This is a genomic window from Pseudomonas sp. GD04019 (assembly GCF_029837695.1).
GTDB lineage: Bacteria > Pseudomonadota > Gammaproteobacteria > Pseudomonadales > Pseudomonadaceae > Aquipseudomonas.
In genome coordinates this window covers 73,342-88,714 of record NZ_JAOEEA010000006.1, presented here as the reverse complement: position 1 = coordinate 88,714, position 15,373 = coordinate 73,342, and the positions used below count along the sequence as shown (strand labels likewise).

The following is a 15,373-nucleotide window of genomic DNA, read 5'->3' as shown; positions in this document are numbered from 1 at the left end:
TTGGAAGCTATGCGCTTACTCATCGAATGCACCTATGTCTTCGAACACCCAGACCTCAACTCTGGGATCCAGCGTGTGGTGCGTAACGTGATACGAGAGCTGAAGCATAATGATGCCAACTGTGAATGTATTCCTGTGGTCATGCAAAACGGCCAGCTTCGACGCGTATTGACTCTATTGCCTCAACCGGGGCTCAAGTTATCGTGGCAGCGACGATGGGCACAGTATCTGGATTACCTACGCGTACGTTACTGGGGGGCATATTCCGCGTTGCTCACGTGCATACCGGTGCTTGGCCAAGGGTTTTTACGTCTACCCTTCTTCACCCTATGCAAGGTTTTCAACTTGGCTATTACCTTGCCATTGCGCGCATGCCTATGGCTGGATCGGAGAAATGCCGCAGCTTTGCAGCGTAGTGAGCCGATAGACATCGTTGATGGTGACATATTTCTATTGCTCGACTCGTCTTGGCACCTGGACTTTTATGATCTTGCCGACCGCCTAAAGGCTCGGGGTGCCAGCATCATCTCAGTGGTCTATGACCTTATCCCGCTGACTCATCCGCAGTTCTGCGATGCCGGCTTGACCAAGGTGTTTGAGCGCTGGTTCGACTGGATCGCGCGCACTGCAGATGGCTTTGTCTGCATTTCCCGCACGGTAGAGCAGGATGTGCGCCACGCTGTGAACGCGCGCCAGGGGGCAGAGGTGGCTGACTCGCGCCTCTACGATCACTTCTATCTAGGGTCAGAGCTTGATCTGGCAACGCGTGACACTCAACTGGATCCGGCCCTGCAGGAGGTATTTTCAGGTTCAATGCCGGTATACCTGATGGTCAGTACCATCGAGCCGAGGAAGAACCACGCCTATCTGCTGGATGCCTTTGAGCGTCTATGGGCGCGCGGTGTAGAGGCCCGTCTGTGCATTATCGGTAAAGTCGGCTGGAAGAGTGAGGAACTGGTCGGGCGCATTCAGCATCATCCGGAGCTGAATCGGAGGTTGTTCATTTTCAATCGACTCAACGATTCAGGTCTCGAATATGCCTATGCACACGCCCGTGCGCTGGTGTTTCCGTCCCATGCCGAAGGCTTCGGTCTACCCTTGGTGGAAGCTATGCAACGCGGTGTGCCGGTAATGGCCAGCGATATTCCGGTGTTCCGCGAGATTGGCGATGATTATGTGGCCTATTTCGATCTGGCTGACCCGGAGGCTCTGGCAAGTTTGGTTGAAAAGCACCTGCACAGTGGGCAGTTCCCTGTCTCTAAGGCGTTAGCAGGATGGCAATGGATTGATTGGCGCGAAGCCAGTTTGCAGTTGTTGGACAAGACCCTGCGTATTGCCGGGCGCGCGGAGCAGGTTCATGAGTCCCCGGCCAACCGTCGCGCTTAACGCCAGCATCTTGCGTGCACCGCGTACTGGCATTGGCCAGTATGTGGCGGAGCTAGCGAGCGCCTTGCAGGCTCAGAAGCTTGTGTGCCCGGAATTGTTTACTGGCCTGGCCTGGCAGCGGACATTGCCGGCTGCGGCTATGCCTGGCTATTCCCAGATCAGTCGTTTAATCAAACGCGTGGTGCCAGATGCATATCGGGTGCGCAGGGTAGTGGAGCAAGCTCGTTTTAATCAGGGTGTGCGTCGTATTCGTCCGGCGCTATACCATGAACCGAGCCTGTGGCCGTTCGAGTTTGACGGCCCCATGGTCATGACCCTGCATGATTTGACTCACGTACATTACCCTCACACTCAGCCGAGAGATCGCCTGGCAGCGATAGAGCGACATGCGGGGCAGAGTGTGCTCAGAGCACAAAGAATACTTGTCGACTCGCAGTTCATTGCCGACGAAGTTTGCAAGCACTACGGTGTTCCAGCACAGCGTGTGGTGGTGGCGCCGTTGGGCCATGCTGCGCGCTTTCATCCCCGTTCGGCGGCTCAGCTCATGCCGCTGCTTGCTACCTTGGGCTTGCAACCAGGTAAGTACCTGCTATGCGTGGGTACGTTGGAGCCCCGTAAGAATCTCCAGTTGGCGCTTCATGCTCATGAGCGCCTGCCTGCCGCATTACGTGCGTGTTACCCACTGGTGTTGGCTGGAATGGCCGGATGGAAAAGTCAGCAACTTGCTGAGCCTTTGCAGCGAGCTATCGCACGCGGTCAGGTGCGGCTGCTGGGTTATCAAAGCAATGAAAGTCTGGCGCAGCTGTTTGCAGGGGCTCGGCTGTTGCTGTTTCCATCACTGTATGAAGGCTTCGGCCTGCCTGTACTGGAGGCCATGGCCAGTGGTACGCCTGTCATCGCTACTCAAGCCTCGGCGCTACCGGAAGTGGCAGGTGAGGCAGGGCACTACATCGATCCGTGTGACGATAGCGGTTGCGCGGCTGCCATGACCCAACTGATCGAAGATCATTCCCACTGGCAGCGGCTGCGTGAAGCTGGGCTAGCGAGAGCGCAAAGCTATACCTGGCAGCGTTGTGCCCAGATTACCGCTGGCGCCTACCATGAGGCATTGGCTGGCTAATGAAAGTGCTGCACTTTTTCAAAACCTACCTGCCAGAAACGGTCGGTGGCATTGAGCAGGTGATTTACCAGCTGTGCGAGAGCACTGGCATACAAGGGGTCGAGGCTCAGGTGCTCACCCTGAGCACCAGCCAGCTTGATGATTCTCGAGTGGGAAGCCACCCGGTGTATCGGGCTAAGCTTGATTTACAGGTGGCATCCACAGGGTTTTCCTTCAGCGCTATAGGGCGCCTACGAGCGCTGGCGGCGCAGGCCGATCTGGTGCACTACCACTTCCCCTGGCCTTTCATGGATGTGGCGCATATGCTGGCCGGCGTCGAAAAGCCCTATGTGGTGTCATATCACTCCGATATCGTTCGCCAGAAGTACTTGTTGCATCTGTATCGCCCATTGATGCACCGCTTTCTCTCCAAGGCCGAGCGCATCATTGCAGCCTCGCCTAACTACCTCGAGAGTAGCGAGGTATTAAAGGGCTTTCGCGACAAGACTCAAGTGATCCCATATGGGCTGGATGAAGCGATTTATCCAAAGCCATCCGAAGCGCGCTTGGAGCATTGGCGCGCGCGGCTGGGTTCACGTTTCTTCCTGTTTGTGGGGGTGCTGCGTTACTACAAGGGCCTGCATATCTTGCTGGAGGCTGTAGCGGGTACAGGTTATCCGCTGGTCATTGTTGGCGCTGGCCCGATGGAGCAGGAGCTACGTGGTCAGGCGGCTGCGCTGAAACTAACTAACGTCACTTTCGTGGGACGCGTAGGTGAAGATGACAAATGCGCTTTGCTACAGCTATGCAGTGCTTTTGCTTTTCCATCGCATCTCCGTTCCGAGGCCTTTGGTATTTCCCTGCTGGAAGCAGCGATGTACGGTAAGCCACTGATCTCCTGCGAGATCGGCAGTGGCACTAGTTATATCAATATCAATGGCGAGACTGGGCTGGTTGTGCCGCCAGCCTCTTCAGAGGCTTTTCGCGACGCGATGCGGACTCTTTGGGAGCAACCCTTGCTGGCGGAGCAGATGGGGGTGGAGGCCGGTCTCCGTTACTCTCAGTTGTTTACTGCGGAGCTGATGGGGCGTCAGATGACGCAGGTATATAACGAAGTGCTGGCCCGCTAAAGCTTGTCGTTTGGCTGCTAGCGTGCTCCCTCAAATAGTTCAGTAGGTGTTTCTGGATCGTAGTTTCATCGAACTGGGGTTTGCGCATAAGCCCATGGGCTTGCAGGTCTGTGATCAGTTGCTGCGTGCGGATTTCCGCGCATTTGGAGCTGACATGGTAGTAAGTGTCCAGCATGCAACTGTGATCGAAGCGGCTCTGTTCGGGGGTGCCCAGAAAGCTAAAGCCCTGCTCCTTGGCTAACTGGCGAATTCCGGATACGTAGCTTTCTATCTCTTGGCTGTAGACCTGGTAGCACTCATTTTCGTCTCGCGCCACAACGGCAGGCCAGGCAAAAAATATTCTTGCGCCGCTGCTATCGCGTAATGCAGCCAGGCGCTGCAGGTTATCGCGGAAGGTGTCGCTAATTTGCGGAAATTCGAATACCCCGAAGAGATAGTGGTCGCAGGCCAGATCTCGTGTCAGCGAATCTAGCTCCGACCGCTCACCAATGAGCTGGCTGCCACGTGCAGATAGACGTATCTCGCTTTCGAAGCGGACCAGAGACTCTTGACTACTCGCAGCAATGTGGGGATTGCGTGATGCGAGCCCGTTGAGCCGCAGGGCTGCTTGCAAGCCAAGTCTGGGTGGGACGCTCTGATAGACGAAGCGAAAGCGTTCGGGCCAACTCAGCTCTCGATAGTAAAAGGCATTGGAGCCACGTTCATCCAGGATGGACTCGACATAGACGGCAGGCAGTATATCGTCGGCTCGATACTGCACCCACTCCAAAGGAAGAACTAGGGTGTCGCCGGCCTTCAGGTGGTTGGCTAGGCGCTCAATCTTGTGGCTGAGCGGATATCCTCCGCTATCCGAAATAATTACGGTCGGTCTGCCGAAGTGTTGTTCGATGGCCTGAGCATCCACTGCATGAATGGAGTTGGATCCGCTTTCCACAATGACTCGGTCGGGAATGTCGTCGGTGGCGCGCAGCAGAAATTGGCGGTACGACACTCCCAAAGGGTTGTTGACTATTGCCAGGCGATCAATAAGTAGGAAGTAGCTTCCGCTAAGTGTCATGAAGCTCGCGAAACAGGCCATAACGAATCGTGCTTTATGCATCTCGATAGCCATTGTCAGAAGTTGAAATAGAGGAAGTCGGACGGGGCGTTCTGTACCTGTGCGACCAGTGCGTAGAAGAACGCAAAGCCGACCAGTGTGGCGGCGATCAATCCCTCCTTGAAGCGTAAGCGTCCAGTATGAGGCACGAGGCCGGCAACCTGTTGCGAGTTCGGTGCCAGGAATGCCAGTAGCGCGGCGAGTCCCAGGCTCAGCATTGCTTCGAGTGGTAGTAGGGTGCTGCCAATCCCTCCCAGGCCTGCGCCGCCTAGGCCGAACATGCTGGACAGCATGTGCTGTGCCGCCGGCAGGTCCTCGGCACGGAAGAACACCCAGGCGAAGTTGACGAACAGGAAGGTCACCCCCCAGCCCAACAAGCTGGGAAGCCGCAGACCCAGGTCCTGCCAGCTGCGATGTGCCACGACCGCAGCGCCATGCAACGCTCCCCAGATCAGGAAGGTCCAGCCTGCACCATGCCAGATGCCGCCGATCAGGAAAGTGGTGAACAGGTTGAAGTAGACGCGTGGCAGAGTGGCTCGCTTCCCGCCGAGGGGGATGTAGATGTAGTCGCGTAGCCAGCTGGACAGCGTCATGTGCCAGCGGCGCCAGAAGTCCTGGATGTTCCTGGCTTGATAGGGCGAGTTGAAGTTCTGCGGCAGCCTGATGTTGAACATCAGGCCGAGGCCTATGGCCATGTCCGAATAGCCGGAGAAGTCGAAATACAGCTGGAAGCTATAGAGCAGGCTGGTACTCCAGGCCTCGATCATCGTCAGCGTCTGCTCGCTGGCATAGCCGGCGTTGGCCCAGTGCCCGAGGTTGTCCGCGATCAGCACCTTCTTCACCAGGCCGATGGCGAAGACGAACAGGCCGAGCGAGAAATTATCGAGGCGGAAGCGCAGGTTGGTGGTGCTGGCGAACTGCGGCATCAGGTCCTTGTGGTGGACTATCGGCCCGGCGATCAGGTGGGGGAAGAAGGTCACGAACAGGGTGTAATTGACCAAGCTGTAGTCACGCACTCCCCATCTTCCGCAGTCCACCAGATAGGCGATCTGGGTGAAAGTGAAGAAGCTGATGCCTAGCGGTAGCAGCAGGTTGAGGCTGGCTAGTTCGCTGCCGCTCAAGGTGTTGAACGTCTCGATCAGGAAATCGGTGTACTTGAAGTAAACGAGCCCGGCGACGTTCAGCAGAATGCCGATTAGCAGCAGAACCTTGCTCTGCCGAGTAGGGCCGCCGCCAGCCAATACCAAGCGCGAGATTCGAGTGCCAAGGAGATAGTTGACGATGATCGACAGGCCGATCAGGAGCAGATATTTCGGCCCCCAGTAGCCGTAGAAGAACAGCGACGCTATAGCCAGCCACAGCCGCGAAGCCGAGCCTTGCCCGATCCGGGCCAGGAGAAAATAACCGGCCAGGGCGATGGGTAGGAAGGCGTAGATAAAGATGGATGTGCTGAAGAGCATGTGCCGCTTGTCCTATTCGCGAGGCCAGCAGCTTAACCGGCTGCACTGAAACGAAAAACCCGGCGTGAGCCGGGTTTTTCGTCGAGTGGAGAGAGCGTCTTATTCGACCGCCTTCACCATATCCTCGATGACTTTCTTGGCGTCGCCGAAGACCATCATGGTCTTGTCCAGGTAGAACAGTTCGTTGTCCAGGCCGGCGTAGCCGCTGGCCATCGAGCGCTTGTTGACGATCACGGTCTTGGCTTTATAGGCCTCGAGGATCGGCATGCCGGCGATCGGCGACTTCGGGTCGTTCTTCGCGGCCGGGTTGACCACGTCGTTGGCGCCCAGCACCAGCACCACGTCGGCCTGGCCGAACTCGGAGTTGATGTCTTCCATCTCGAACACCTGCTCGTAAGGCACTTCGGCCTCGGCCAGCAGGACGTTCATGTGGCCAGGCATACGACCGGCAACCGGGTGGATCGCGTACTTCACGGTGACGCCGCGGTGAGTCAGCTTCTCGGCCAGCTCCATCAGCGCGTGTTGGGCACGGGCCACCGCCAGGCCGTAGCCCGGGACGATGATCACGGTGTCGGCGTTGGTCAGCAGGAAGGCGGCGTCGTCGCTTGATCCGGACTTCACCGGACGAGCTTCCTGGGAGCCAGCTGGGCCGCCGGCATCTGCCGCGCCGCCAAAGCCACCGAGGATCACGTTGAAGAACGAACGGTTCATCGCCTTGCACATGATGTACGAGAGGATGGCGCCGCTTGAGCCGACCAGCGAACCGGCGATGATCAGCATCGAGTTGTTCAGCGAGAAGCCGATACCGGCCGCAGCCCAGCCCGAGTAGCTGTTGAGCATCGACACCACGACCGGCATGTCCGCGCCGCCGATCGGGATGATGATCAGCACGCCGATGATGAACGACAGGGCCACCAGCACGGCGAAGGCGCGGATATCACCGGTGAAGGTGAAGTACAGGCCCAGGCCGAGGATGGCCAGGCCGAACGCCAGGTTGACCAGATGTTGGCCCTTGAACACGACCGGGGCGCCCTGGAACAGGCGGAACTTGTACTTGCCGGACAGCTTGCCGAAGGCGATCACCGAACCGGAGAAGGTGATGGCACCGATAGCCGCGCCGAGGAACAGCTCCAGGCGGTTACCGGCCGGGATCGGATCGCCCAGGGTGGCGACGATGCCCAGGGACTGCGGCTCCACTACAGCTGCAATAGCGATAAACACGGCGGCCAGGCCGATCATGCTGTGCATGAAGGCGACCAGCTCCGGCATCTTGGTCATCTCGACGCGCTTGGCCATGATGGAGCCGGCGGTGCCGCCGACCAGCAGGCCGACCAGCACGAAGCCCAGGCCCTTGGCGGCGCCGCCCTCGGCCATTTCCGCGCCCAGCTTGAACACCAGGAACACGGTGGTGACCACGGCGATGGCCATGCCGACCATGCCAAAGGCGTTGCCCTGGCGGGACGAGGTCGGGTGGGACAGGCCTTTCAGCGCCTGGATGAAGCAGACGGACGCCACCAGGTACAGCAGGGTGATCAGGTTCATGCTCATCAGTGCTTCTCCGCCGCCGCCTTGGGCGCCTTCTTCTTGAACATTTCCAGCATGCGGCGGGTGACCAGGAAGCCACCGAACACATTGACCGCGGCCAGGGCCACGGCCAGGGTGCCCATGGACTTGCCGAGCACGGTCTCGGTCAGCGCGGCGGCCAGCATGGCGCCGACGATGACGATGGCGGAAATGGCGTTGGTCACGGCCATCAGCGGGGTGTGCAGAGCCGGGGTGACGTTCCATACCACGTGGTAGCCCACGTAGATGGCCAGCACGAAGATGATCAGGTTGTAGATGCTGGGGGAAATCAGTTCCATGTCTCTACTCCTTAGCCGTTCTTGCGCACGACTTCGCCGCCTTTGCACATCAGGCAGGCTGCGACGATGTCGTCTTCGAGGTTGAGCTGGAACTGGGCATCCTTGTCGATCACCAGCTTGAGGAAGTCCAGCAGGTTGCGGGCGTACAGGGCGGAGGCATCCGCCGCTACCAGCGCGGCCAGGTTGGTGTGGCCGACGATGGTCACGCCGTGCTTGACCACGACCTGGTCGGCCTCGGTCAGCGGGCAGTTGCCACCCTGAGCGGCGGCCAGGTCGATGACCACGGAGCCCGGTTTCATCTCAGCCACTGTGCTCTCATGAAGGAGCGTCGGGGCCTTACGGCCCGGAATCAGCGCGGTGGTGATGACAATATCGGCCTGCTTGGCGCGCTCGTGCACGGCCTTGGCCTGGCGCTCCATCCACGAAGCCGGCATCGGGCGGGCGTAACCGCCGACACCCTGGGCGCACTCGCGCTCTTCGTCGGTCTCGAACGGCACGTCGACGAACTTGGCGCCGAGCGATTCGATCTGCTCTTTAACGGCCGGGCGTACGTCGGAGGCCTCGATCACCGCACCCAGACGCTTGGCGGTGGCGATGGCCTGCAGGCCAGCCACGCCGGCGCCGAGGATCAGCACGCGAGCAGCCTTCACGGTACCGGCGGCGGTCATCAGCATCGGCATGAAGCGCGGATAGTGGTGAGCGGCCAGCAGCACGGCCTTGTAGCCGGCGATGTTGGCTTGCGACGACAGCACGTCCAGGCTCTGCGCGCGGGAGGTGCGCGGGGCGGCCTCCAGGGCGAAGGCGGTGACGCCGCGGGCATTCATGCGCGCGATGGTGTCGTTGCAGAACGGGTTGAGCATGCCGACCAGCACGGCGCCGGACTTCATGTGGGCCAGTTCGGCCTCGGTCGGGGCGACCACTTTCAGCACCAGATCGGCACCGAAGGCGGAGGCGTCGTTGCCGATGGTCGCGCCTGCGGCTTCATAGGCGTTGTCCGGGATGCTGGCGCTGATGCCGGCACCGGCCTGAACAGTCACCTGATGGCCTTGGCCAACCAGTTTTTTGACGGTTTCGGGCGTCGCGGCAACCCGCGTCTCCCCGGCGTGGGTCTCGAGAGGAACACCGATGTGCACTTCAAAATCTCCTGCGTGATCGTTCTGATGAACCGGCGCACTACGTGTGGCACGCGGGTGTGTGGGATCAGCACAAAGCCGCACCGGAAGAGGGCGGGCGCGGCATTTTGCAGGCGAATGCCGAGGCCTTCAAGAAATTCTGAAGCGATACTCTTTGATAACTACAAGTCATCGCGTGACTATTGGTTCCTGGTGGCGTTCGCAAAGTGCCGTTATTGCTGGGATGAGGGCGAATTTGCGGCAGATCACGGCGCAGAGCGGTATTCGGGGCGTGAATGGCCGTTCGTCGATTTGCTGGGGTATGGCGGGGCGTGGGAGAGGGGCGGCAGAAACTGTCGAGGAGGCGACGCGATGTAGTAGCCGGCGCAGCAGGACTACGCCTGTGCGCCGTGGATGGCGGCCACTAGGTGTGGCCGCGGGGAAATCAGGCGATGGCCTTGGGTTGGCGGATGCAGGTGGGGCCGGCGCGGTGCTCGACCGCTTCCTGCACTTCGGGGCGCAGGCCGAGCAGGAAGCCCAGTTCGGCGACCACGAACAGCGGGCCGACCACCAGGCCCATCAGATCATCGACAAAGGCCGGTTTGCGGCCTTCGTAGTAATGACCGATGAACTGGATGATCCAGCCCACCACGAACAGGCCGAGGCCGCCGCTCAGCCACACCAGGGTGCTCTGCTGCGCCAGCGCGGCGCCGGCCCACAGGCACAGGCCGAGCAGGGTGGCCATCAGCAGGCCGAAGCGCAGGTCCAGGCGTAGATAAAAGATGCCGGCGGCCAGCGCGGTGAGCAGGGCCGGCGACAGCCACAGGCCGGCGATGTCCCAGCCCGGGCGCGACAGCAGCACGGCGACGGCGACCACGATCATCGGGATGCCGATGAAGTGGCTGAGGATATTGCGGCGGTCGCGGTGGTATTCCGCGTACTGGCCGAGATGATCGACGAGGGTTTTCATTATTAGAGTCTCAGCAAGGCAGGGTTGGTGGCATGATCACGCCAGCCCCCGGTGCACGACTGTCAGTTAGGCGACAAAGCCATGTCCGAGTCCCCCTCCCGCTATCGCCCCCTGCTGGAAAGTGGCCAGTGGTTCAGCCATCTGCCCGCTACCTTACGCGACGAGCTACTGGGCGAGGCGCGCCTGCTGCAACTGGAGCCGGGGCAGCGTCTGTTCCGCCGCGGCGATCCGCCCTGCGGGCTGTACGCCGTGCTGGAGGGGATGATGCGCGTCGGAGCGGTCAGCCGTGATGGCAAGGAAGCGTTGCTGACCTTGGTCGAGCCACCCTACTGGTTCGGCGAGATCTCCCTGTTCGACGGCCAGCCGCGCACCCATGACGCCTACGCCGAGGGCCCGGCGCGCCTGCTGCAGATACCGCAGGCGGCGCTGCTGGCGCTACTCGCCCGCGAGCCCGTTCATTGGCGCGACTTCGCCCTGCTGATGAGCCAGAAGCTGCGCCTGGCCTTTATCGCCCTGGAAGAGATGAGCCTGCTGCCGGCTGCCCCGCGCCTGGCCCGGCGGCTGTTGATGATGGCCGAGGGCTACGGCGAGACCGGTCCGCGCCGGGTGCTGCACCTGGCCCAGGAGCAGCTGGCGCTGATGCTCGGCCTGTCGCGGCAGACCACCAACCAGATCCTCAAGGAGCTGGAGGCGCGCGGTGCCTTGCGGCTCACCTACGGCGAAATCGAGATCACCGATCTCGGGACTTTGCGCCAGGCCGCAGGCGTGGCCTGAGCCTTGGGCTAAGCTGGCAGAAGGCGTTTCGCCAGCACTCCCCCTCCCGTTTCCAGGTCGTGTCGATGTTGTCTGTCCTCCACCGGCTCCTGCCGCTGTTGTGCCTGCTGCTGTTCTGCGGTGCCGCGCGAGCCGAACTGCCACTGCTCGACCTGCGTCACGCCGATATCGATACGGTGCCCGGCGTGCGTCTGCTGGAGGATCCCGCCGAGCAGCTGGCGCTGCACCAGGCCCGTGCGCGCCTGCTGACCGATGGCCAGGACCTGCGGAGCATTCCCTCGCTGGGCTGGAGCGACAGCGCCTGGTGGCTCGGCCTGCGCCTGCAGGGTCGCTCCGGCGAACGCTACTACCTGTGGCTAGACCACACCTACCTCGACGACGTGCAGATCTGGGTGTTCGCCGACGAGCGCCTGCAGCTCTACCGCCAAGTCGGCGACCACCTGCCGTTCGCTCGCCGCGACGAGCCGCTGCGCGGCTTCCTGGTGCCGCTACCGACCCAGGGTGTCGGCGCGCAGGAGGTCATCCTGCGGGTGCGCAGCACGTCCTCGCTGAGCCTGCCGATCAGGCTGCTGCCGGCGGTCGACAAAGACCGCCTGCTGGCCACCACCTGGCTGAACAACGGTCTGATCGTCGGCGCGCTGCTGGTGATGGCGCTGTTCCACCTGCTCAAGTTCGCCGTCGCCCCGGACCGACGCCTGGGCTACTACTGCGCGACCATCCTCAGCGTGGCCTGGTACAACGCCGCGATCAACGACCTGACCAACCTGTTGCTGTGGCGCAACTGGCCGCCGGCCATGCAGTTCGAGACCAACCTGTTCGGCGCGCTCACTCTGCTTTTCAGCACCCTGTTCATCAGCGCCTCGCTGCGCCTGGACGAGGGCCTGCCGCGGCGCCTGCGCGAGCTGCTGCTGGTGGCGCTGGCCGGCGTGCTGGCGTGGGTGCTGCTGAGCCCGGCGCATAGCCAGGCGGCGCAGGTGATGAACCTGATGATGCTGGCTACCGGCCTGTTCCAGCTCGGCCTGACCCTGCTCGCCCTGCACCTGCGGCGGCCCTATGCCGGCTGGTTCGCGCTGTTCTGGAGCGCGGCGATCCTGCTCATGCTGATGCTCTCCCTGAGCCGCGCCGGCGTGGTGCCGCGCAACGCCTGGGTCGACGTGCTGCACGCCTGGCTGCCGGTGGTCTGCGTGTTCCTCTTCGGCGTGCTCAACGGTCGCCAGCTGGACGACGTGCGCCAGGCCCTGCTGGCCTCGCGCGAGCAGGCAATCGTCAACCTGGAGCAGTATCGCGGCCTGTTCCGCAATGCCGCCGAGGGCATCTTCCGCTGCAACCGCCAGGGCCTGCTGCTGGAGACCAACCCCAGCTTCCTGCGCCTGCTCGGGCGTGCGGAAGCCGACGCCGAGCTGCTGCAGGCCCAGCCGATTCAGGGCCTGCTGGCGCCTGGCGACTGGCAGCGCCTGTGTGGCCAGCTCAGTGCGGCGCAGCCCACCGCCAGCGGCGAGGTGCAGCTGCAGACGGCCGACGGGCGCAACCGCTGGGTGCACCTGTCGCTGCACGAGCAGGCCAGCCTGCACTGCATCGAAGGCATAGTCGTCGACCTCAGCGAGCGTCGCGCCCTGGAGCAGCGCCTGGCGCGCCTGGCCGCGCACGACTCGCTGACCGGACTGGTCAATCGCCGCGAACTGGAGCGCCTGCTGCAGGGCAGCCTGGAAGGTGACGGGCGGCACTTCAGCCACCTGCTGTTCCTCGACCTCGACCAGTTCAAGCAGGTCAACGACCTCTGCGGCCATTCGGCCGGCGACCAGCTACTGCGCCAGCTGGCCGGCCACCTGCTCGGCTGCCTGCCGAGCCAGGCCGAGCTGGCCCGCATCGGCGGCGACGAGTTCGCCGTGCTGTTGGCCGGCTACGACCGGCCCCTGGCGCTGCAGCAGGCCGAGCGCCTGCGCCTGGCGGTGGAGCAGTTCGTGTTCAGCTATGGCGGCCGGCCGTTCCGCCTGTGCGTCAGCATCGGCGTGCTGGAGCTGGAGTCCGGCGTGCGCGATTGGGAGGAGGCGCTGAACTGGGCGGACAACGCCAGCAGCATGGCCAAGGCCCAGGGGCGTAACCGCGTGCACCTGTTCAACCCGGCCGACGGCGCGCTGGTCGAGCACCAACGCCAGCTGCAATGGATCACCCGCCTGCGCGAGGCCATCGAGCAGCAGCACTTCGAGCTGTTCTACCAGCCGGTGCGGCCGCTGCAGGGCGAGGAAGCGGGCGCGCACTACGAGGTGCTGCTGCGCTATCGCGACCCGGCATCCGGCGAGTGGGTGGCGCCGGGGCAGTTCTTTTCCGCCGCCGAACGCTACGGTTTCCTCGCGCAGATCGACCGCTGGGTGCTGCGCCGCTACTGCGAGTGGCTGGCGGCCAACCCGCGCCACCAGACGGCGCTGGCCCAGGTCAATATCAACCTCAGCGCGCCGTCGCTGCTCGATCCGGAGTTCCACGCACTGCTCGACGAGCTGCTCGACACCCACTGCCTGCCGGCCGACCGTCTGTGCATCGAGATCACCGAGATGGTCGCCCTGGCCGAGCTGGGCAGCTCGGCTGGCTGGATCGAGCGCCTGCGCCAGCGCGGCCTCAAGGTGGCGCTGGACGACTTCGGCAGCGGCTTCGCCTCCTACGCCTACCTGCGTCATCTGCCGCTGGACCTGCTGAAGATCGACGGCACCTTCGTGCTCGGCATCGAGCGTGATCCGATCAACCGCGCGATGGTCGGCTCCATGGTGCAGATCGCCCGCCAGCTGGGCCTGCGCACGGTGGCCGAGTTCGTCGAGAGCGAGGCGGCGCAGAACTGCCTGCGCGAGCTGGGCATCGACTACGCCCAGGGCTATTTCATCGACCGTCCACGGCCGCTGGGCGAGCTGGCCGATGCCTTGGTCGCCGAGCAGCCGCTGGCGCGTTAGAACCTGTTTACGAGCTTCTGAATTAGAGCCAGACAAGGCAAAAAGCGCCGAGGAAGCGCAGTTTACGAACTGTAAATGAGCATTCCGAGGCGGTTTTTAACGCCGTATGGCCGACAGTCGGGAGATCGTAAGCAGGTTCTTAGGCCAGGCTGGTGTTGATCAGCGTCTTGCTCGATTCCAGTACTTCTTCCTGGCGCTGCGGGCTGGCCAGCATGCGCGCCACCACCAGCGCGCCGACGCACTGGGCGAGGATCGCCCAGGCCAGCTGCGGGTCTTTCAACTCTTCGGCCCAGGCCTGTTGCAGACGCACCAGCCAGTGCTCGGCCAGTTCGCGCACGGCGATGTCGGCACGGGCGATCTCGGCGCCCAGGGTCGGAATGGCGCAGCCGCTGTCCGGCTGCTCCACGTGCTTCATGCTCAGGTAGATGGCCAGGCAGCGCTGCAGCTTGTCGCGGCTGGCCACGCCGCTGCCGAGCAGTTCCAGGCTGTGGCTCAGCTCGCGCTCGACGATGGCGGCGAACAGCTCGTCCTTGGACGAGAAGTGGCCGTAAAAGGCGCCGCCGGTCAGGCCGATGGCCTTCATCAGCCCGTCCACGCCGGTACCGGCGAAGCCGCCGCGCTTGGCCAGCGCGCCGCTGCTGAGCAGCAGCTTCTCGCGGGTCTGGGCCTTGTGTTCGGCGGAATAGCGCATGGCAGAACTCCTGCTTGACGGGTGCCCGGAGCTTAGCATAACGTCCGTTTACTAAACGATCGTTTATCAAAGAGGTGGACGGTATGAGCGATAACAACGACAAGAAGGTGGTGCTGGTGATCGGTGCCGGCGACGCCACCGGTGGCGCCATCGCCAAGCGCTTCGCCCGCGAGGGTTACATCGCTTGCGTCACCCGGCGCAGCGCCGACAAGCTGCAGCCGCTGGTGGACAGCATCCGCGCCGAAGGCGGCGAGGCTCACGGCTTCGCCTCCGATGCGCGCAAGGAAGAGGAGGTGACGGCGCTGGTCGAGCAGATCGAGAGCACCATCGGGCCGATCGAGGCCTTCGTCTTCAACATCGGCGCCAACGTGCCGTGCAGCATCCTCGACGAGACCGCGCGCAAGTACTTCAAAATCTGGGAGATGGCCTGCTTCGCCGCCTTCCTCTCCGCCCAGGCGGTGGCGCGGCGCATGGTCAAGCGCGAGCGCGGCACCATCCTCTTCACTGGCGCCACCGCCGGCCTGCGCGGCGCCTCGCACTTCGCCGCCTTCGCCGGCGCCAAGCACGGCGTACGCGCCCTGGCGCAAAGCATGGCGCGCGAACTGGGGCCGAGGAACATCCACGTCGCCCATGTGGTGGTGGACGGCGCCATCGACACCGCGTTCATCCGCGATACCTTCCCCGACCTGTACGCGCGCAAGGACCAGGACGGCATCCTCGATCCCGAGCATATCGCCGACAACTACTGGTTCCTGCACAGCCAGCCGCGCGATGCCTGGACCTTTGAACTCGACCTCCGCCCCTGGATGGAGAAGTGGTGATGTGCTCCGACCCGCTGCGCGACGGCCAGGCGT

The 15,373-nt window shown here is 62.6% G+C and carries 13 protein-coding genes; 6 read left to right on the top strand and 7 right to left on the bottom strand.

Annotated elements, in window-relative coordinates; genetic code table 11:
• Positions 1-9 precede the first annotated feature (9 nt).
• From N7607_RS11185 to N7607_RS11175, 3 genes are read left to right on the top strand one after another with little or no spacing between them, the layout of a single operon-like run.
• Entirely contained in the window at positions 10-1,386 is a 1,377-nt protein-coding gene (locus N7607_RS11185; protein WP_279867859.1) for a glycosyltransferase family 1 protein, read from the top strand.
• Entirely contained in the window at positions 1,358-2,506 is a 1,149-nt protein-coding gene (locus N7607_RS11180) for a glycosyltransferase family 1 protein (RefSeq protein WP_279867857.1), read from the top strand. Before N7607_RS11185 ends, N7607_RS11180 begins: the two co-directional genes overlap by 29 nt.
• Positions 2,506-3,615, top strand: a complete 1,110-nt coding sequence (locus N7607_RS11175; protein ID WP_279867856.1) for a glycosyltransferase family 4 protein — start codon at positions 2,506-2,508, stop codon at positions 3,613-3,615. Before N7607_RS11180 ends, N7607_RS11175 begins: the two co-directional genes overlap by 1 nt.
• Here the strand turns inward: N7607_RS11175 and N7607_RS11170 are convergent.
• The 6 genes from N7607_RS11170 to N7607_RS11145 all read right to left on the bottom strand — a co-directional run bounded on the left by N7607_RS11170 (position 3,554) and on the right by N7607_RS11145 (position 10,115).
• A complete protein-coding gene (locus N7607_RS11170; RefSeq protein WP_279867854.1) occupies positions 3,554-4,693 on the bottom strand; it encodes a hypothetical protein in 1,140 nt (379 codons plus the stop codon). The two genes, N7607_RS11175 and N7607_RS11170, sit on opposite strands and share 62 nt — an antisense overlap.
• 35 nt (positions 4,694-4,728) lie before the next feature.
• Positions 4,729-6,171, bottom strand: coding sequence for an MBOAT family protein (locus tag N7607_RS11165; RefSeq protein ID WP_279867853.1), 1,443 nt, complete (start codon positions 6,169-6,171; stop codon positions 4,729-4,731).
• Between the two features lie 99 nt (positions 6,172-6,270).
• Entirely contained in the window at positions 6,271-7,719 is a 1,449-nt protein-coding gene (locus tag N7607_RS11160) for an NAD(P)(+) transhydrogenase (Re/Si-specific) subunit beta (RefSeq protein ID WP_279867852.1), read from the bottom strand.
• Positions 7,719-8,033 (bottom strand): NAD(P) transhydrogenase subunit alpha, encoded by a 315-nt coding sequence (locus N7607_RS11155; RefSeq protein WP_137973808.1) that lies wholly within the window; start codon positions 8,031-8,033, stop codon positions 7,719-7,721. The genes N7607_RS11160 and N7607_RS11155 overlap by 1 nt, the downstream gene beginning before the upstream one ends.
• A gap of 11 nt (positions 8,034-8,044) precedes the next feature.
• Entirely contained in the window at positions 8,045-9,166 is a 1,122-nt protein-coding gene (locus N7607_RS11150; protein ID WP_279867851.1) for a Re/Si-specific NAD(P)(+) transhydrogenase subunit alpha, read from the bottom strand.
• A gap of 424 nt (positions 9,167-9,590) precedes the next feature.
• Positions 9,591-10,115 (bottom strand): Mpo1-like protein, encoded by a 525-nt coding sequence (locus N7607_RS11145; RefSeq protein WP_279867850.1) that lies wholly within the window; start codon positions 10,113-10,115, stop codon positions 9,591-9,593.
• A gap of 81 nt (positions 10,116-10,196) precedes the next feature.
• Here N7607_RS11145 and N7607_RS11140 point away from each other — a divergent pair, with 81 nt between their 5' ends.
• Both N7607_RS11140 and N7607_RS11135 read left to right on the top strand, forming a co-directional pair.
• Positions 10,197-10,889: a Crp/Fnr family transcriptional regulator gene (locus tag N7607_RS11140; RefSeq protein WP_279867849.1), complete on the top strand. Its 693-nt coding sequence runs from the start codon at positions 10,197-10,199 to the stop codon at positions 10,887-10,889.
• Between the two features lie 65 nt (positions 10,890-10,954).
• The gene (locus N7607_RS11135; RefSeq protein WP_279867848.1) at positions 10,955-13,828 is read left to right on the top strand and encodes an EAL domain-containing protein; all 2,874 of its coding nucleotides are present in this window, start codon (positions 10,955-10,957) and stop codon (positions 13,826-13,828) included.
• Positions 13,829-13,967: 139 nt separating this feature from the next.
• Here N7607_RS11135 and N7607_RS11130 read toward each other — a convergent pair whose 3' ends face one another.
• Positions 13,968-14,519, bottom strand: a complete 552-nt coding sequence (locus tag N7607_RS11130) for a TetR/AcrR family transcriptional regulator (RefSeq protein WP_279867846.1) — start codon at positions 14,517-14,519, stop codon at positions 13,968-13,970.
• Between the two features lie 83 nt (positions 14,520-14,602).
• On the opposite strand from N7607_RS11130, the gene N7607_RS11125 reads away from it, so the two are divergent.
• Entirely contained in the window at positions 14,603-15,340 is a 738-nt protein-coding gene (locus N7607_RS11125; protein WP_279867845.1) for an SDR family oxidoreductase, read from the top strand.
• Positions 15,341-15,373: the final 33 nt, after the last annotated feature.